The organism is Acinetobacter sp. ANC_7504 (assembly GCF_056779995.1).
This window is the reverse complement of record NZ_JBWYIZ010000001.1, coordinates 187,425-205,868: the sequence shown is the minus strand read 5'-3', so window position 1 is coordinate 205,868 and position 18,444 is coordinate 187,425. Positions and strand designations below refer to the sequence as shown.

At 36.1% G+C, this 18,444-nt stretch carries 19 protein-coding genes and 1 pseudogene; 7 read left to right on the top strand and 13 right to left on the bottom strand.

The genetic code is table 11. The features are described 5' to 3' along the window. Positions 1-53 precede the first annotated feature (53 nt). Together AC1M9F_RS01005 and AC1M9F_RS01000 are read left to right on the top strand one after the other, a co-directional pair. Positions 54-755, top strand: coding sequence for a putative quorum-sensing-regulated virulence factor (locus AC1M9F_RS01005; protein WP_481595546.1), 702 nt, complete (start codon positions 54-56; stop codon positions 753-755). A gap of 259 nt (positions 756-1,014) precedes the next feature. Further along, complete coding sequence (locus tag AC1M9F_RS01000; protein WP_481592887.1) at positions 1,015-1,371, top strand: hypothetical protein; 357 nt, start codon at positions 1,015-1,017, stop codon at positions 1,369-1,371. Positions 1,372-1,702: 331 nt separating this feature from the next. Here the strand turns inward: AC1M9F_RS01000 and AC1M9F_RS00995 are convergent, their stop codons facing one another. The 3 genes and pseudogenes from AC1M9F_RS00995 to AC1M9F_RS00985 all read right to left on the bottom strand — a co-directional run bounded on the left by AC1M9F_RS00995 (position 1,703) and on the right by AC1M9F_RS00985 (position 5,562). After that, the gene (locus tag AC1M9F_RS00995) at positions 1,703-2,704 is read right to left on the bottom strand and encodes a hypothetical protein (protein WP_481596828.1); all 1,002 of its coding nucleotides are present in this window, start codon (positions 2,702-2,704) and stop codon (positions 1,703-1,705) included. Positions 2,705-4,673: 1,969 nt separating this feature from the next. Next, positions 4,674-4,808 (bottom strand): annotated as a pseudogene (locus AC1M9F_RS00990) (terminase small subunit); the annotation flags it as partial. Between the two features lie 34 nt (positions 4,809-4,842). Then, positions 4,843-5,562 (bottom strand): hypothetical protein, encoded by a 720-nt coding sequence (locus AC1M9F_RS00985; RefSeq protein WP_481596827.1) that lies wholly within the window; start codon positions 5,560-5,562, stop codon positions 4,843-4,845. Positions 5,563-5,812: 250 nt separating this feature from the next. Here AC1M9F_RS00985 and AC1M9F_RS00980 point away from each other — a divergent pair, with 250 nt between their 5' ends. From AC1M9F_RS00980 to AC1M9F_RS00960, 5 genes are all read left to right on the top strand, one after another. Beyond that, a complete protein-coding gene (locus AC1M9F_RS00980) occupies positions 5,813-6,292 on the top strand; it encodes a Panacea domain-containing protein (RefSeq protein WP_481596826.1) in 480 nt (159 codons plus the stop codon). Beyond that, complete coding sequence (locus AC1M9F_RS00975; RefSeq protein WP_481596825.1) at positions 6,285-6,755, top strand: hypothetical protein; 471 nt, start codon at positions 6,285-6,287, stop codon at positions 6,753-6,755. The genes AC1M9F_RS00980 and AC1M9F_RS00975 overlap by 8 nt, the downstream gene beginning before the upstream one ends. A gap of 31 nt (positions 6,756-6,786) precedes the next feature. Further along, entirely contained in the window at positions 6,787-7,674 is an 888-nt protein-coding gene (locus AC1M9F_RS00970; protein ID WP_481596824.1) for an endonuclease/exonuclease/phosphatase family protein, read from the top strand. Position 7,675: 1 nt separating this feature from the next. Further along, positions 7,676-8,158 (top strand): hypothetical protein, encoded by a 483-nt coding sequence (locus AC1M9F_RS00965; RefSeq protein WP_481596823.1) that lies wholly within the window; start codon positions 7,676-7,678, stop codon positions 8,156-8,158. A 263-nt stretch (positions 8,159-8,421) separates the two neighbouring features. Continuing rightward, entirely contained in the window at positions 8,422-9,786 is a 1,365-nt protein-coding gene (locus tag AC1M9F_RS00960; protein ID WP_481596822.1) for a hypothetical protein, read from the top strand. A 347-nt stretch (positions 9,787-10,133) separates the two neighbouring features. Here AC1M9F_RS00960 and AC1M9F_RS00955 read toward each other — a convergent pair whose 3' ends face one another. From AC1M9F_RS00955 to AC1M9F_RS00910, 10 genes are all read right to left on the bottom strand, one after another. Beyond that, complete coding sequence (locus AC1M9F_RS00955) at positions 10,134-12,590, bottom strand: DUF927 domain-containing protein (RefSeq protein WP_481596821.1); 2,457 nt, start codon at positions 12,588-12,590, stop codon at positions 10,134-10,136. After that, positions 12,587-12,889: a hypothetical protein gene (locus AC1M9F_RS00950; RefSeq protein ID WP_481596820.1), complete on the bottom strand. Its 303-nt coding sequence runs from the start codon at positions 12,887-12,889 to the stop codon at positions 12,587-12,589. Before AC1M9F_RS00950 ends, AC1M9F_RS00955 begins: the two co-directional genes overlap by 4 nt. After that, positions 12,882-13,229 (bottom strand): hypothetical protein, encoded by a 348-nt coding sequence (locus tag AC1M9F_RS00945; RefSeq protein WP_481596819.1) that lies wholly within the window; start codon positions 13,227-13,229, stop codon positions 12,882-12,884. The genes AC1M9F_RS00950 and AC1M9F_RS00945 overlap by 8 nt, the downstream gene beginning before the upstream one ends. Next, positions 13,226-13,936, bottom strand: coding sequence for a KilA-N domain-containing protein (locus tag AC1M9F_RS00940; RefSeq protein WP_481596818.1), 711 nt, complete (start codon positions 13,934-13,936; stop codon positions 13,226-13,228). Before AC1M9F_RS00940 ends, AC1M9F_RS00945 begins: the two co-directional genes overlap by 4 nt. Next, a complete protein-coding gene (locus AC1M9F_RS00935; RefSeq protein ID WP_481596817.1) occupies positions 13,933-14,148 on the bottom strand; it encodes a helix-turn-helix domain-containing protein in 216 nt (71 codons plus the stop codon). Before AC1M9F_RS00935 ends, AC1M9F_RS00940 begins: the two co-directional genes overlap by 4 nt. Continuing rightward, the gene (locus AC1M9F_RS00930; protein WP_481596816.1) at positions 14,145-14,528 is read right to left on the bottom strand and encodes a hypothetical protein; all 384 of its coding nucleotides are present in this window, start codon (positions 14,526-14,528) and stop codon (positions 14,145-14,147) included. The genes AC1M9F_RS00935 and AC1M9F_RS00930 overlap by 4 nt, the downstream gene beginning before the upstream one ends. A 3-nt stretch (positions 14,529-14,531) precedes the next feature. Then, positions 14,532-14,747 (bottom strand): transcriptional regulator, encoded by a 216-nt coding sequence (locus AC1M9F_RS00925; protein WP_481596815.1) that lies wholly within the window; start codon positions 14,745-14,747, stop codon positions 14,532-14,534. A 135-nt stretch (positions 14,748-14,882) separates the two neighbouring features. Beyond that, entirely contained in the window at positions 14,883-16,217 is a 1,335-nt protein-coding gene (locus AC1M9F_RS00920) for a hypothetical protein (RefSeq protein WP_481596814.1), read from the bottom strand. Continuing rightward, positions 16,201-16,851 (bottom strand): hypothetical protein, encoded by a 651-nt coding sequence (locus AC1M9F_RS00915; RefSeq protein ID WP_481596813.1) that lies wholly within the window; start codon positions 16,849-16,851, stop codon positions 16,201-16,203. Before AC1M9F_RS00915 ends, AC1M9F_RS00920 begins: the two co-directional genes overlap by 17 nt. Before the next feature lie 143 nt (positions 16,852-16,994). Beyond that, positions 16,995-18,320, bottom strand: coding sequence for a tyrosine-type recombinase/integrase (locus tag AC1M9F_RS00910; protein WP_481596812.1), 1,326 nt, complete (start codon positions 18,318-18,320; stop codon positions 16,995-16,997). Positions 18,321-18,444: the final 124 nt, after the last annotated feature.

The window sequence follows — 18,444 nt, the reverse complement described above, 5'->3', positions numbered from 1 at the left end:
AGATTTGAAAATGTTAAATTAATTACATCTTTATCATTTACTTGGACATTTGCATGCAAGCCATTATCTTGGATACTGAAACCCATACATTAAACGGTTTGCCCATAGAAATTGCATATGCTCCTATTCAGATTGAACAAGGCAAATTAAGTCTTGATCGCGAAAAAATTTTTGACCAACTATATAGCATTGGTGACGAAAAAATTTCCTATGCTGCAATGGCGGTTCATCATATTCTTGAAAGCGATTTAGTAGATCAACCCAACTTCAGAACCTTCGAGTTACCTCAAGAAACGACGTATATTATTGGTCATAATATTGATTATGATATTCGAGCTATTCAGCAATGCGGCGTTGAAACAAGTCATATTAAAGCCATCTGTACACTCGCTCTTTCTCGACTAGTTTGGCCTCATGCAGAAGCACACAACATTTCTGCTTTAATTTATATGATTAGTAAAGGCAGTAGCAAAGCTAGAGAGATGTTAAAAGGTGCCCATCGAGCTGACGCAGATATTATTTTGACTGCAAATATTTTAATGCACATTATTCATCATTTGGGTATTCAAAACATTGAAGAACTCTATGAAGTATCTGAAGATGCACGTATTCCTCGTACAATTAACTTCGGTAAACATCGTGGGACAGCCATTGTAGATCTTCCAAAAGATTATGTTTCATGGTTACTGAGACAAGAAGACTTGGATCCCTATTTGAAAAAAGCCTTAGAAAAAACTTTAATTGATACGCTTTAAGCAATATTTCATGACTCTCACTTTGAACCTAAACCTCAAAGTGAGAAATTAACTATTTTTTTTAATACTTTTAAACGATTAAACTAAAATTTACACCAATAATTAAAATAATATAATCACATGATAATTAAATATTTTTTATTATTTTTATTCATTCAACACTGCCCACCTCATCCGCTATTAGACTAAGGCGAAGTAGAACATCTTTGTCATAAATATATTAATACGATCATACAACAACGGTATAAATAGGTGCCTTATGTCTAAACTCAGCCAAATTCTAGAATTTGATCCTTTAGATAATCCTATGTATCTTAAAAAAGTCGGAAATTGGGTTCTCACCTTCTTGCATGCCCATGACCAGGTGGAGAAAATCCAGCTCGCCATTACCAATGTTATTCCGCGTCAAGCAGATGGCTCATTGCAGCCTCGACGTATTATCATTGAGCAAGCTGATCAAGAACATCAATGGCAAATCAATCACATAGAATGTTTTGATAGCCTTGAAAATAAAGAAGTCCTGCTCAATGCTTCAGAACAAACGGGTGGATCGATCATTCAAGACCTGCTCAGTGAATTTCGAAAATATGATGTTGAAGTCATGTTTAAAGCATAATTCCGATATGAAAAAGCCCGCTTTACGCGGGCTTTATGTTGGAAGGCTAGTGTTAGATTTATTGTTCAACTGAACTCAACTAACTGTCATTGATCCGTCCAACTCGTCAGTAGCGTTGAATATTTATTTACAACCTACTGTGAGTTTTAATTTAATACTTTCAATATGTGATGTGAAGTGACTTTAACACTTTTCAACAACTGTATAAAAAAAATACAATTGAATTTTTTTATTTATAGATAAGAATAAGTTTCGCGAATATGAACAAAGTTTTAATTCAAAAAAGTCGACCGAAATGGGTCGACTTTTAATTCTAAATTTAAGCTCAGAATTAAGCCAAATGACGTGAACGATTATTTGAATGATTTACACCAAAACGGCCAGCAAAAATCGTCACAATCAATCCAATCAATAAACCAATAAATGACCATAAAGCAGCTTTTGCAGCAGCTTTAGTCGCATCAGCTGCTTTTTCACGTGCTTGATCTTTTAGTTCAGTATATTTCAATTTAGCAGATTGAATATTCGCCTCTAAATCATTAAAGAATTTATCCTGCTGTATAAGGAAATTATTGACAACTTGATTCGCTTCTTGCGGAGTTAGAGATGAATTTTTCGCTAAAGCAGCACTGACTTCATTCTTATTAATAGAAGCAGTCACAGATTGTGCACGATTTTTTAATTGTTCTGATAACTTTTGAATAATAGCATCACTGTTATCTGGATGAATCACCAACTCTTTTGCAGCAACCTTAATTTGCTCCTTTGCCCATTCACCCTGCGCTTTTAAGAATTCAGGTTGCAGTTCCTCGATCCCAGTTTTGCGTAATGCTTCTGACATCTTTTCATCACTATTTTCAAGCTTTGGTAAAGGAACTAATTCCTCAAAAGCTTGAACTCCGATCTGAGTTAAATTAACGCCACCTTGACCAATTCCTGATGCTACACTACCCGCAGCACTACTGACTGAACTAATCGCACTACCAGTAATTTTTGCCGCGCCGCTAATGGTCATTGCACCAAACCAGATACCTAACAACAATGAAAGTGACCAGACAATAAAGCCATGGATTGCACCATCAGCTTGAGCCAAGTGACCTGCAACTAATCCACCAATAGCCAACGATACTAACAATGAAATAATTGTCCATACGCTTACTGCTATCCCTGAGCCATTTGTAATATCAGTGGTAGATTGTGGATCTAGGAGCGCAAATCCTAATGCAACGCCTAGTAATGAGAGTAAAATTGAAATAGCTAATACAACAATAACGCCAGCGAAAATACTCGCCCACGAAATTCGATTTTGGATCAGAACTTTTTCTTCGTACATTGTTGTGCCGCTTATTTGAATTATTCATAATTTATGTGATTTATACGACAATACCGCAATTTAAATTTAAAATAAGCCATGTGAATTTTATGTGACAAATTTTGCATTTTTATGTTTATTTTGGGACTCTATATATTATTGTTTGTCAGTATTGGTGCATCTCACGATTCAATCAACTCAGATTAACAATTCAGATTACGCACTAAATTTTGATAAAAATTTACTAAAATTATTTTAATTGACGGACTATGTTTTGTTTGAAAGACATAAAACAAATGGTGCGCTCAGCGGGGATAGAACAATACCCTACAACCCATATAAACAAAGGATTTAACATTTAAACATATAGCCGTGTATCCTCTCTTGTATCCTCATTTCTGAATGTACCCCCCTTTTATATCTTTAAAACTACCTGTCTATTTTATTTTTTAGGTTTCCGATTATTGTGGCATGGGTCAGGTGCACGCTGAGGGATTCTACTCCTCTATTCAGTGGCTCAGGTTCTTAATGGTCGGATTATAAAGCTCCTCTTTTTTGTGGTTCTTATGCTGCACGTTATTTTTGGTGGTCAGGGATGCCATGATTTTGGGTACCGGTAGAATTTCAGATTTTAAATCCACATTTCTAATGTCGCATTAACTTGGTCTCTTTTTAAATATCAGCAAGTTTGCTCCCCCGCATCTTTACATTGACGGTGTACCAGATACCAGTACCACTTGATGGCACTAGTACCATTAAATGTAACCAGTATCACTTAATGGTACTAGTACCTTGGTAATATACTGGTCAGGCTAGTGAAGCTGCATTCACTAAGGCTACCCATGACCAGATACGCCGTATCAGATTTCAAATCCGAAAGGGTTAGATCTTAAATGTGACCCTTCATAGGTATATCAAATATCGTTGCCCTCACTCGTCAAAAAAGATATACGAAAAGAGAAAAAATTAGCTATACGGCACGCTGTTAATTTACCTTGACAGCACACCATTGGAAAGCACCATAAAACACCGCCAAAGCCTTATTAGATAGGCATTACAGCCATTTTATTACAAGTGCATTTCTTCAAGGTATCAAGGTAAATAACTCAACTCTGTATAGCTACGTATAGCAAAATCTTGCATGACAAGCCTTTTGTATTTTGTTGGACCAGGCCCTCATAAAAACACCTATAAAAATACACTGAAAGCCAAGCTATATAAGGTATACGGCGTTTTAACTAAATATTTGTTTCGTCCAACTACGTCAAACAAGAAAAGCGGTTTTGTCATGCTACGTCATGCAAGATTGACCTTATTTTAGGTTGACGGCATACAGGCTAAACTATCTGTATAACAATGCTCAAAGCTATGATATGAAAGGATTTGGACAGTTTGCAGATAGTTTTATGAAAACCCTATTCCGTCAACCTATGTCAACCAAAACAGTCTTAAATTATTCTCTATAGTGTTTATTTCGCTTCCTTGATGGCCACCAGTAGAAAGACCATTAAAATAGCTTAAAAACTATATGTGGTAGGGCTTACCTTTTCTTGATGGTTGCTTGATTCCATCAAGGTACATCAAGGGAAAAAATAAATTTATCACTGCTGATTCAGACAAAATATTTTAGATTATGCTCAGTAACGTTCTTAGATTTTGCTCAGTAACGCACAATAAAAATGGATGAAACGGACATTTTTTTTGCTCAGTAACGCACAATAAAGACGGATGAAACGGACATTTTTTTGCTCAGTAACGGTAGATATGAGTATTTATTGATCTGTTTTTTGGGCTTTGGATAATAGATCTTAAATGTCATGTTTTGTTATACCATGAAACTGTTTTGGCGCTTGAGGATAGAGAGACAGTACCGGAACTATCAACTCGTCTATCAAAGCTATCTGCACTTTCAAAGTACGCTTTCGTTTCTCTTTTAAGATGAATAGCCAAAGCCGACGGCGTAATTTTACTTTCTTAATACTTTGACCTAGGCCCCTTGAATAGCTTTTTGAATGTTAAGTTTAGATAAGTTTTGAGCTGCAATTACTTTTGCCGTCTTTTCACTGTACCCAGATCGAATAGCGGCCTGTGTAGCGTTCAGGTCAATCAGATACTTGATTTCCAGATTACAGGTATTATCCCACCGGGAGAGATCTTGGTTAATTTCGTATTTTCAGGTTTGTACTCAACGAAAATAGTTTCTCCTTGTTCCTGTAAACATCCACAAAGCCTTTCATCATCTGATCTTGCATCCCTTGGTAATTTAATTCCATTCGAGATGAGAATTCGCTATCTAATTCATCAGTGTATTCAAAATTGTACTTGTGTGGATTAAATTGCTTTTCCTTAAATCCGCCTAAAATACTTAGCTCGAAAATTATGTTTCTAATTTCTCTAAAGCTCTTTAGAGCCAATTCAGTGAATTCTTTCGTCTTAATATCCCTGCTTTGAAGTTGCTCAGTTTTTTGAATTGCCTTTTCAACTTGATCAATTAACCCAAAATGCTTTGTTTCTCTAGATTCTATTGTGCTTTGGCTGAAAATCTCATCGTCTTCAATATCAAATCTATATTGCTGCCAAGTATCTATTATGGCGATGTACAGTGCGTATATCTCAGAGCTTTCCTGTTCGAGAAGTTTTTCAATATACTGCTCTCTCCAATCACTAAAAAGAACAAATGCAGCAACTGGTGCAAGGAAGGCTGCAGCTAAGGTTAAGGCATCCTTTATGGCATCGTATGCATCTTCTCTATTAAAAGAATACGCATAAATTGGATAATTACTTTTCAGGAAGAAAGCTATCACCAAATACCAAAATATTCCTACAAAAGTCCAGAAACCAACCAACCTTATCTTTTCTTCTAAAGTCTTTTTAACCATAAATCCCCCTAAATTTGGGATAATATTAGCTTAGAGACTAAGAGTTCACCACAGCTAAAGAACACGCCATAGGCTGTCACTTGATCTTTAAATTCCCATATTTAGCCATATATCTTAAATGTAAGGCTATGTATAATGCCTTGCCTTTCGCTAATGGTTGTTGTAATTCTTAGACAACAATTAGAAAATTCGATAGCCGTTTAGGCTCAGTGTGGACTGTTTTTCCGCATTTATTCATAGGAGGTACAGCATGGCTCATACTGCACTTCAAGTTGCTAACCAAATCATTGCTAAAGGTAATGAATTAGGTAAGCAATACACTCCAATGCAGTTAATTAAACTGACTTATATTGCTCATGGCTGGATGCTTGGTTTATTTGACCGCTCATTATTTGAAGATAAGGTAGAAGCATGGAAATTTGGTCCTGTTATCCCTGACCTTTATCATAGTATTAAGTCTTATCGTAATAGCCCTATAACAGCTCCAATTCCAGATGTAGCAAATTCTAATTTTGAACAAGATGAACTTAGGGTTATAGATTATGTATTAAAAGCATATGAACAATTTGATGGTGTTGATTTATCCCAGATTACTCATGCTAAAGGCACGCCGTGGGATCAAACTTATCCACACGGTGAGGGAAGTTGGCATAATTTTACTATCCCGAATACATTAATTCAAAATCATTATAAAAAGTTGTATATGGATAAGGTCGGCAAAAATGCCTGAATCACTTTCAGATTTTTTAAGTAATCCAACTCCACTCGAAGTTCCACCGCCAGATAATTCTGATTGCCTTGGAGTGGAGGAGGAAAATGCTTTCAAAAATGGTGATTATGATGATTATCAAAAGCGCTATATCGAAATTGTACTAGATAATCTTGAAAAAGAAGCTGAACTTCGGAAAAGGGAGTTTAAGAAGCTATCCTACATTGCTATTGGGTGGACGCTTACGATTATTTTAATTACGATTGTACAAGGATTTGGTGAATTTCCAGTTCAATGGTTTACCGGAACTTTTTCATATTTAAAATTTAATCTAAGCAATCAGGCCTACATTGCATTAGTTACCACTACAACAGCTACAATTCTAGGATTATATACTATTGCTGCATATTGGCTCTATCGCAAGGATGCTTTAACCTTCGATTTTTTAAAAAAGACTAATAAAGAAAATAGCCTTGACCAGTAATACTTAGTTTAAATCGGATGAATACATTCTAATGAAAGGACTGTTATCAATCATATGGTGGAACACTAGTCTTTCCCCTCCTATGAGCTCAAAAAGAAATTTAGCTTCACAGGATAAAAAAGAAGGTATTGCAACGATTTTGCAAAAATTCATGGATATGAAATATGACTTTATCTGCTTAGGCGAAGTTAGTATGGAAGATATCATTTATATATCTCGTTTCTTGAATTTAAAAAAAACTGAATATAATTATGCTATTGGTGCACAAAAACAAGGACGTCTGTATTTTGATACTGCTATTTTATATAAAAAAAATCATCAATTGATTAAGCATGATAGAGATGATTGCCAGTTTGCAACAATGGGGCTTGGTAGCCGTAATTTAAAAATTTTTGAAAGGTATGAATTTATACACTCAGAATTTGGTAATTTGCTATCGTTATATTTGTCGCATTGGCCGAGCCAATTACAAGATAACAGTTTAAATACAGCTACAATTTCATCACGTTTAAGGTTTGAAGTGGAAAAAGATCTTGAGGATCATAAAGAAGTAATCATGATGGGTGACTACAATGTTGAGCCTTTCAGCGATGAGATGGTTCATCACCTACAATCATCAAGAGACAGAGATATAGTCTTAAAAAAACCTAATATCTTTTATAATCCATGTTGGAAATTCTTACCTTTGAGTACAGAAGCGAAAGTTAAAGGTACTTATAATTATATTAATGGCAACTTTCACACCTGGTGTGTAATAGACCAAATCTTACTCTCAAGTCCCTTTTTAAAAAATCAGTGGGCATTTGATGACAACTTAACGTCTATAATTGATATAGATTCATTATTTAAAGCTGATGAAGAGTTTAACAATCCTTCCGATCATTGGCCATTGAGCACTTTAATTACGAGAGTAAATTAACATGTCTACTTCTTTAGAAAATAGTATATTTGGTCAAGCCTTAAAAGCTGGTTTACAAGCCTCTGAAAACAAATCAAAAAATTTATCCTCTATCGAAGAAGTTATTGAAAGACTAAAAGTAGAAATATCTCTTGCTACTGATAACAAAATCTCAATTCAATATAAATCACCCACAAAACGCAATCATTTAGCAACTTTTAGTGTTTTAGCTAGCACCCTCAGTGCATTAGAAATTAACGATAAACCCAAGGATGAAAAGCCAAAAGATAAGGCTATTTATGCTGTCAATTCGGAAGGTGATGAGGAATTACTTTCGATTGTTGAAATAGGCAGCGAAGGATATCCTTGCACAATTTTTCTAGATGGTAATAAGTTAATTGCTTTAGATAAGATGTCTTTCGAAAGCAACTTATCTGAATTAATTTCTTCTGCCACTATTGGTGATAAGTTCCAAAGACTTCTTAATACAGTAAATAAGAAATAGATTTATTTAGAAAATAAAGCCCCATCAAAGGGGCTTATAAGCATCAAAGCAATTGCAGCTCACCGGCTCGAGTCTCGGTTATTTCCCGATCTGCACCGCTTTGGTCTTTTACGTTTTTGTATTTTTAAAATTTTTATATAAGCCTTTTTACTTTTCATAATATATTTGTCTAGTGTAGTTTTAACAAATTTGCTGTAAGCACTTGCTATACTATTAATATTCAATATTTTTTTTAAAACATTATTTTATAAAGTGTTAGGATTATGATTACCAATAAGATACTTGAAAGTATACGTAATTACTCTTTTGAAGTTCACTGTCCTAAGATTAAAATTTATCAAAAAAATGGAATAGCTCTAAAAGGATATGGCATCATAAAAATTAATGATTATGGTGTTTTTTATATAGAGTTTATTTGCTTAGAAAAAAATAATATTCCTAACTTCAATTGGTCAATGAGTTTTCCTGATGATTATCTTGATGAATCTCAAAAAATTTATTTAGAGGCTATATCTATAGATGGAATTGAATTCCAAGCAGAAGATTTTAGGATTGAACTACATGCTTTGTCTATTCATAGATCCTCTGTACATCATATTTTATTAGAAAAAATTAGAACAACTGAGCCTACTAAAAATGCTAAAGATTATTTTTATATTGAATTTAATCAAACCATCAATATTCCTAGAAACAAAAATAATAGTGTAGTGTCTAGCTTAGGGAGTGAATCTTTTGCATGGAATGAATCAATAATTGATTTTAATCAAGAAAATTTAAAAATTCGTATAGTCGATGATCATGGAACTAAAGGTTTTATCTCTGTTGAAGAATGTACAAATCCAGAATTAATGTTGGATTGCGTAACATTCTATTTAGGATTCTGTTCAGGCATTTTATTGCAACCATATTATTCTAAATATATTTCTTCCAATCAAGAAGTTAGTACTTTTTATAGTACAAACAAACTTTATCTTCAGAAAATTTATGTTTCTGCAATTGCAAGTAACCTTTCTAATCCAGAGTATCGCGATGGAGAGTATCATTTTAATATTTTAAGAAACTCTATTCGATTATATAAAGAAAACCCAAAATATTTTATTAGTATATATGCACAATGGCGTAGAGTCTGGGTATCGTTCAAATCAGAACAAGATATTACTAACCTAGCATTAACAACCGCAATTGAGGGTTTATTAAATGACATATTCATTCCTATTTATAAACAATCAAGAAAAGATGAAGTCTTAGAACATGATATTAAAGAAATTAAAAAAATTATTAAAAACTTAGAAATTGATAACTTATATAAAGAAAGGCTGCAGAATTCAATTTCCTACTTAAAAACTATTACAGCTAATAAAGCATTAGCTCTATTAGTCGATTCTGGAATTTTAAGTAAAAAGGAAACAGAGGCATGGAAAAATCTTAGAAATGAAGTAGCCCATCCAAAAGCTAAAAGTAATAATTTATCAAGTAAATATGAAGAAAAAGAAAATTTCATATCTTGCCTTAATTTATTCAACTCACTTATCTTTCAGACCCTGAATTTCAAGGGACCACGAAATTACTTTAGTCCTAATAAAGAAGCAGAAATCTACTTATTTAACTCTAAAAATCTTAATGAATAACTTCACAATATTTAATTCTAACATCTGCTTTTCTATTGGCGAATATGTATGTGTCTTTTTAGGTGGACATGGTGGACAAAGTGGACGGATGTAATTATCTATATGTTTTTAAATAATTAACTTAGTCCACCTACATATAAATTTGCATTGTATAAAAGTGGACATAAAAAATAGATGAGGTGGACAGAATAGATTGCTTTGAATCATGTCCACCCTATGTCCACCTATTAAAATAGATATATTTATATAAAGTGGACATAATAATATCTATATATAACAGTATTTTAAATATCATAAATGCATATACGTCCACCTTGTCCACTACGTCCACCTTATTAATGTGGATTTCAGGTTTCATTATCTAGACTCTGCATGGCTTCTGCGCTGAAATGCATCATACGTGGGCGTGTACCATCAGGTAGATTATTACTGCACTTCTTCACATACAGCTTTTTATCACCCTCTATGAACTCCTTAATCCAGCCATGCTTAATCAATGCCTTTTTCACACTGGCCTCATTCATTCCGATACACATTTCCTTTTTAAACATGGTCGGGGATACTAGGTAAACTTTATCTTCAGGGTCATAGTAGCCGACACGATTATGAATGCGCGGACGCATCACTTCACCATCTGCCTGCCTAATCACGGTTAGATCCTCAAAACGGCTTGTACCGTTGGCCTCAAAAAATGCCTTAATATGCTCAAGGGTTTTGGTTTCCTCCATGTTTTCACCGTTGCCTAGATTACCTAGCCAGGTCTTAAAGCATTGTGCTAAAGCTTCAAATGCACGCCCTTGCTGCCATCCTGTAATGCCTGCTTGTGTGGCCAGTTCTCCAGCTGCAGCTACAAGTCCGAAACGGCGTAAAACTCGGCTGGCTTGGCCATTCTTTATTTGGCTGTGCTGTTCAATAAAGCTATCCAATAGAGCCTGGGCTTTCTGCATGACGGTATCTTTATCCTGGGTTAGATATTCAAGCCACTTGATGCCGGCATAACCATAATGCTGTGATGCCAGTTCATTAATGCGGTTGCCAATGTCCTGTGGTGCGGTACCGTAGTTAATGCAATCAAATACGCCGTACCCCTTACCTGCATCACTGGGGATATGTGCAAAACGCAGCAATAGGCCTGCATCCAGTTCGATATTGCCACGGCGTAAATGTTCCTCAAGGGTGACTTCACCAGTAGAGGTATACATAAGACTGAATTGCTTAGCATCACGATTTTTACCTGCTTTGGTACTTCGAGCTTTACCCTGTCCACCGGTGAGCATATAAACAATATCAGACACGGCTTTCGGCACAGCCTGGCGCAGTTCATCCAGATTTAAAAAACTATCATTTCTCAATTCCGCTTCATTCTCTAAAGCGTTGTCCGTAGTGCGCCATGACTTAGATATATGCTTTGGATTACCCCATACACTACACGATGCCTTAGTGATGGTACTTTTACCATCGGTCGATGAACCATAGATGTGAAAGCCTCCACTTTCAGCACCTAAAGGTAAAACCAATTGCCCAGAAAAGGCACATGAAAATGCCAAGACTGCCAGAGCATGAGGCTCAATCAACCGGCTAAGTTCCTGCCATTCGTCAAAGGTCCCAGATACGGTATAAGGACTTTTATTATCACTATGAAAAAGTAGTTCTTCATCTTCACTGTTGCCATAGGTTTTATTGGGTGTGGCAAAGCAGTAGCCATGCCATCCGGCACGATCTACACAGCGAAAACGCTGTTCTATTGGGTAGTCTTGAATGTAGTTAATAAATACATTTTTCTTGTACGCCTGACGTGGTGGCATCAAGCCATGATTGGCAATAATCTTAAGTGCTTCCTGGGCTTCACCCATAAAATGCTCATAAGGGATTAATAACCGGTGTAGAGTATTATCCTTGTCGTGAAACTGAATAACACGCTTCCAGTTGTCATTATTCAGGCTTCGCGCTTCACCTAAAATGATGGCTGAATGACAGATAAAAGTTCGGGTTTGTTTAAGCTGCCCATCCTCATCTCTTTTTTCTTTGATGAGGTATAGCCCGTTATCCAGGATATGCAAAAATGCGCCGTCATCCATTTTGAAGGGCTTGGCTAAATGACCTTTGGGCAATAGTTTATTTCCAGGAAGTTGCTCAATCGCCAGCTGAATAAAAGCTTTAACTTCTTCTACATCATCATCCTTATAGATCTCAGTCAGAAATGCGCTTCCGCCGTACTCTATATATTGGTTCAATAATCTAGCTGCAGTGTTTTTCTCTAAGCTTTGGAATGATTCAAGCTGTATATGCTCAGGGCGCACTGGCATATATAACTGCGTATAACCAGCCTTCGATAATTGATTAATCACAAACTGGATCTGTTCAAAATCAAACGGTTTGAGTGCTGTCTGTTTGGCGCATAAGGTAGGCAGCAACACCAATGCCACGGCGTAGCCAGTCTGGGCAATCTTAAAGAATGCCTCCAGACCATAAGTAATGATAATGGGCTGATCTTTTTTAAAGTCACCATGATATGCAAAGCCCTTAGCCATCCCATCTGGCATGATTTGCACACGTTGGCCATCTTGTAATACGGCGCATTGGATCTGTTCTAGCTGACCATTTACGATCGGCAAAATTAAAGGATCCTGGTATTGAATCCCTTCAATTTCAATTTGAGCCTCATCAACATAAATCGGCTGTTCAGGACTACCAAAGCGTTGAATGATTGCATGTTGAGTGTACTCAGCTTGAGCAGGTAAAAGTTGTCTGCACTGCTTCAGAATATCTGCAGGTGAATCTGATAATGAATTGTGAGAAATCATACTTGTGACTCCTCATATTCAGCTTGATATTGCTTTTCAAGATTCTGACTTAATTCTGCCGACTCTTGAATCATCGTATTGGTGATTGCAATGATACGTTTTAGATCATTGAAACAGGTGTCAGGAACAGCATATACCTTACTTAAATACTCCTTGAGACTTTTAAACTCATTAGAAATAGCTCCAACCATCGTACTTGTATCGGCCATTTGCTCATAAGCCAAAGAATAGGCTTCGTATAAATCGCCAGAGCTATAAGTTTGATTCTGTTTTTCTAAAGATGTATTTGTATTAGGCACGATTAATGCGCTCCTTTTGTAGTTTAGGAGCTTTGCCATTCACGACCAAATGAGGGTGGCAAAGCTGAAAAGGGTTGGTCGACAGGCACAAAAGGAAACCTGCACACTCGAAAGTGTCCCTCTCCAGCCTCACCATAAAATGCGAACGCATAGAGATTTTACGCATAAAAAAAGCCCTGAGCGGACTATATGCGCCTTTTGTAAAATAGCCGACCAAAGCTAATTCACCATGTGGGTGAACGCCGTTAGCATAAGATGGTTTACTGCATCTTGCAAGAAGAAAAATAGTTACTCCCCAAACAAAGAACAGTTTTAAGAGATTTAGAGAGAGTTCTTTCATGTCGATACACCTGGTACAGGTGTATCACAATTTAATGCAAGGCGATTGGCTCTAAAGGTTTGGGCAAATAGATTTAATGCTGTTTTTCGTTGCTCATAACTACACTGAGAGCCGATTAGAATTAAGTCCTGCGCCTCTAGCTCTGCCAACAAATCCAACTCATCATATGAAAGGCTGTCACGGTCTAACCCAGTAAATTTTCCAGTCATGGCCCAGTTAATAAGTTTTGCTTCATTCATGTAGTGATGAGGCTTGGTTTCTTTACCTTGCTGCTGTCTGGATAATTGTAGGACTGCTGATACGGCCTTATAGGTGGCTGCTGCTTGATGGCGTAAACGGCGATGATCAAATACTGGATGATTACCACGCAGTAACAGATCTATCTGCATATCGCACCAAATACCAAAACGAATATCTAACCAACGAGCGAATGCTACTGCTAATTTCGGATGAAGCCATGTACCTTGAGCGTTACCATTTTCGCTGGTAACGGTATTACCCCCCTTTTTAGTTTTAATAAGAGATTTTGGTTCACTTATTTTCAGGTACTCACATAAGGCCTGGATATAGTTTTTAGTCTCTTCAAGGTTTAGCCAATCATTAGGACGTTTACCAAATGATTTAGATGCCTGTGTTGCATTAAACCAACCCTGTTCATTAAAACTAAGTTCTTGGCCATTATATTGAGATGTGATTAATCCTCTCATACTTCCAACTCCTTTAGCTCGTACCGGGCATGAGTACCTTTGCCATTCAAATTAGGTTCAACACGAGTCACGATGTCATGACCTTGTTTGCGTAACCGCTCTACAACGGCACTCAGGCGATAGCAATCAAAGTGATAAATTGCCTCTGCCTGTGAAAGTGTCTTACCACTCTTGAGGTGCACTAAAACTTGGGTTTGATGATTTGTACTCATGCCTTTCCCCCTATATTGATTTCATCCAATAGGGTTAATAAATGGTGCATCGCCTGTTGTTCAGTATCGAGCATTTGCACAATTTGCTTAGGAGATACGTGGGTCACTTTAAGACGTGCTGGACGGATATATTCAGCAAAGGCATCAATGCGCTTTTTGACAAGCTCTGTGTATTCCATAGGCTCATCAATTCCGGCTTTCATACTACGCTGGTACTGGGTATCCAATACGCCGTATAGATCGTTTAACGTGGCCGAGGTATCTTTTAACTGGTCATGATTAATGCTCGTAACTAAATCACGGTTATAAACATCCTTTGCCACGGCGTTTAATTGCCGGCTGGCATGCAAGGCAATGGCTTTAATTTGTGTTTTGGTCATGGGTTAAGCCTCCATTACTGCAAGACTTTGTTTTTGCTTGTTGTGCCACTCTACAAGCTCCGCATAGTCAAAATAGACTGGGGCCTGCTTAGCAGTTCCCATCTTAATTGCCTTCGGAAAATCAGCATCAGTACGCACGATATGGCGCAATGATTCACGGCTTATATCCAGTAGCTCACAAGCAGTTTTAAATTGGACGCGAATTGGTTTGATAGTCATTTATGCACTTACATAGCTAAATATTGTTAGGGCATAAAAGCAAAAATATGGATAGGTGGGGTAACTGGGGTAAAGAAAAAAAATACCCTAGCTTGGGTAGGTAGGGTATATATAAATCAATTATTTAGGTGGCATTTATTTTTTATAATTTTTATCTCTTAGATTGCCCCAGCTGACAAAAGGAGTTGTGATTTCCCTTATTTTTGAAGCTGATCCAGCTTTTTTATTGACCTCATAGCCTGTATTGTTCTCTAGCCATTTAATGGCTTTATTAGTATGACTATCACTCTTTGGGTTAGTAATATAAATATGTTCCCATAATTTAATTGAGAGTACTAAATCAGGTGCATATCGATCAGTAGCTGATTCATCAAAAATCAACGCTAAAAGATTGTTTTCTTCTACTTGCTCAATTAGTGGTTTTGATTCCAACTGCTTAATACGATCTTGTGCTCTTGCCAGTTCTCTCCTTAGTCGTGCAATCTCAGCATTCTGATTCTCAATATTGGGCTCTGCCTGTTGAAGTATTGGAATGCCAAAAATCGATTGATTTTGTTGTGATAGATTGTCGTTAAAGCCCGCAATTACATGATTACGATCAAATAGAAATTGTTGCAATGAGGCTCTAGGTATCATTCCTTCATGATCAATATCCAATTTTTTAGCTTTTATCGCGCCCTCAATGACCTTTACAGCTTGCATATGCTCGCCATATCTCCATGCATCATAGGTCAAGTTACCACTATCAAGATAAGCTTGTATTTTTTCTGGTTCATCCAAAGAAATGAAGCAAGCCGACTCAACGATAGTAAAAAAATCATTCATTGCTAAGATTTTAATATGTAAAGGCAAATCGCTTTTTAATTGCTCTATATTATTCTCCTCACAATCTGGTGTTTGCATAGAATTATCTACCTCTACATTACTTAGATTCACCTCCTCATCTAAATCAATGTTAGTTAGGCATTTAAATTCCAAGAAAAAATCAAATTTATCCCATGCAAAACTTTTTAATCTTTTATCATTACTGTTAAGTTGCAATTCCTCTCTAGCTATTTCTAGTAAAAGCAAATCCATTTTAGTGAGTTGATTTTGTTGAAAATCTTTATGTAATCGTGTTGGTTTCCCATCAAAGTATTTGAATTTATCAAAAGGAATTGTTAAATCATTAATTTTATTAACGACTAGAAAATTGGCAATCTCACTATCTGATTTTAAGTCAGTTTTACTTCTTATAAGTTCAAAAACATCAACAACAGAAATATAAAGCTCGTTAGTTTTCGTCAATTTTTGCAAATTTTCAACGCTTGTTGTATTTGTATTTTCTGTATTGTTTGGCTTTTCTACAATAGATAAATCAAAACTAAAACTACTATCAATTGCCTGTAAAATTTCCAATAATTCAGATTTTTTAAAAGCAAATTTACTGTAATCTTGTTTATCAAAAGGATTGCTAGAACGGTAAGTCATCATCTAACTCCTTTTGTTTTTTTTCGCCCATTACCTTATTAACTAAATAATGGATTATTTCTAATTTTGCGTGGTCACTAGGATTCGGTGCTTCCATAAAGTCACCATTGTATTGATTCTTTAAAATTACGGGCATCCAGCTTTTAAAATCATCTTTTTTATAAATACTTGGTGGTTCCTCTGCCTTACCGATAGCTAGGTTTAGTAGCTGAACAGCCTTAGATATGTCCTGATCCGCGCCTAAGTGATGATGAATAGAATCTATAGCCTCACTGATACTTATGTATTCAGCATCTTCATTCTTTAAAAAATCTAAAAGAGAAATACTATTTTGATTTTTTTTATTAAAACTTTGCTCTTTATTTACAAATTTAGCTTTCCAGCGATTAAAGGAGCGTTTATTAATTAATAGCAAACCTCTACCATATAACTCCATAACAGGGTCATCGAAAGATTTTCCATCATTACGCGTATATTCTATTTGTTGATTTTCACATGCACCTAAGATAGCCAATTCTTTTATTTTCTTGCATGACTGATCTAGCTTGCACCATTCATTTAAAATATCTGAAAGCCTTAACCATTCAGCATGATCTAAGTATTGTGAACAATTACTGAAACTAGTGTTATACATTATGCCTCCCACAGCACCCCAAAAAGCCACTAGGTCAACATATTGGGTATATGCTTTCGGATGCCTCCTAGACCTAGCAAACTGAATATAAACGATATTTAATTATAATTGTGTATATTTGGGAAAATGAGCGAAAAATCTTGTCACTTAGCCAACTTTGCGTATTTAAAGTTAATCACATCATTGCTTAAAAGCTGCTGAGTGAAGTCATAAGGACTTATAAAGCTGTTCTGATTTGCTTCAAGGTAATCACTCCACCAATTCAGCATAGCTTTCCGTTCTTCCATGTATTCAGCCTGATGAGTGTAAGCCAAACGTACCTGGTCACGTTCTTGGTGGCTCATTTGCTTCTCTACTGCTTCTTTTTGAAATAGAGTGCTTTGCACCAATGCAGAACAAGCCATACCTCTAAAACCATGCCCGCATATCTCGTTATCTGTGTTATACCCCAAACGGCGCAAAGTATTATTAATTGTGGTTTCACTGATAAAGCCTCGAGGGTCACCATTCTTAGGAAAGACATTTTTAGTCATGTGACTGTAAGTATGAATTTCATTAAGAATAGAAATGACTTGAGGCGATAAAGGTATAAGGTGCTCGGTTTTCATTTTTGCACCACGATTAGAAAACTTCTGCCCTTCTATTAATTCACGCTCTGGTGGTATCGTCCATATCCCCTTTTTAAGGTCGAATTCAGTCCAACGAGCAAAACGTACCTCACTGGAACGCGCGAAGGTATGCAATGTGAACGCCGTACATAATCTTGTTAATGGATAGCCAGTATCATTGTTTAACCTCTGTAGTAGTTCAGGGAGGCGTTCAAGTGGTAATTGCGGATAGTGCTTCGCCTTATTGGTCTTAACGAATACGTCCTTTAAAAAATAAGATGGGTTTTCTTCTAATAAACCTCTTGAGATTGCATAAGCAAAAATGGCACTAAATCTCTGTCTTGTTTTCTTAAGTACCTCTGTAAATCCTTTTTCCTCAATTGACCGTAAAACCATAACCAAATCTTTAGGCTTCACTTCATCAATAGACCTATCTCCAATCAAGGGAAATACATACTCTTCTAAATTTCTTAACGCTTTGTTTGCTGTATCGGGTATCCATCTGCCTGTATTGCTGTATTCCTTATGCCAGTCTCGGGCTATGGCTTCAAAACTAAATGAATTGTTCTTTTTATACTTTTGGATTTCTTCATATTCGATTGGATCTGTACCTTGTACTAATAGCTGCTCATAACTACGGCGCTTATCCCTTGCTGTCTTTAGACTTAATGCAGGGAAATTACCTAAAGTCATTAATCCATCTTTACCATTGGCTTTTTTATATTTATATCGCCAAACCTTAGTGCCACTTTTTCGTACAAACAAAATTAAGCCCTGCCCATCGTATAAAGAGTAGTCTTTATCTTGTGGCTTAGCGCTTGTGCATTTGGAATCTGAGAGCGGTGTTATGTGCTTGGCCATAGTCAGAATAAGGATACAAAAATGGATAGAATCAAATATATCCTCATATATATCCTTATAACTTGCAACTATATCCTTATTTATTTTGTTATGTTCTGCTAAGTTTTCACATAAACCCTTGTAT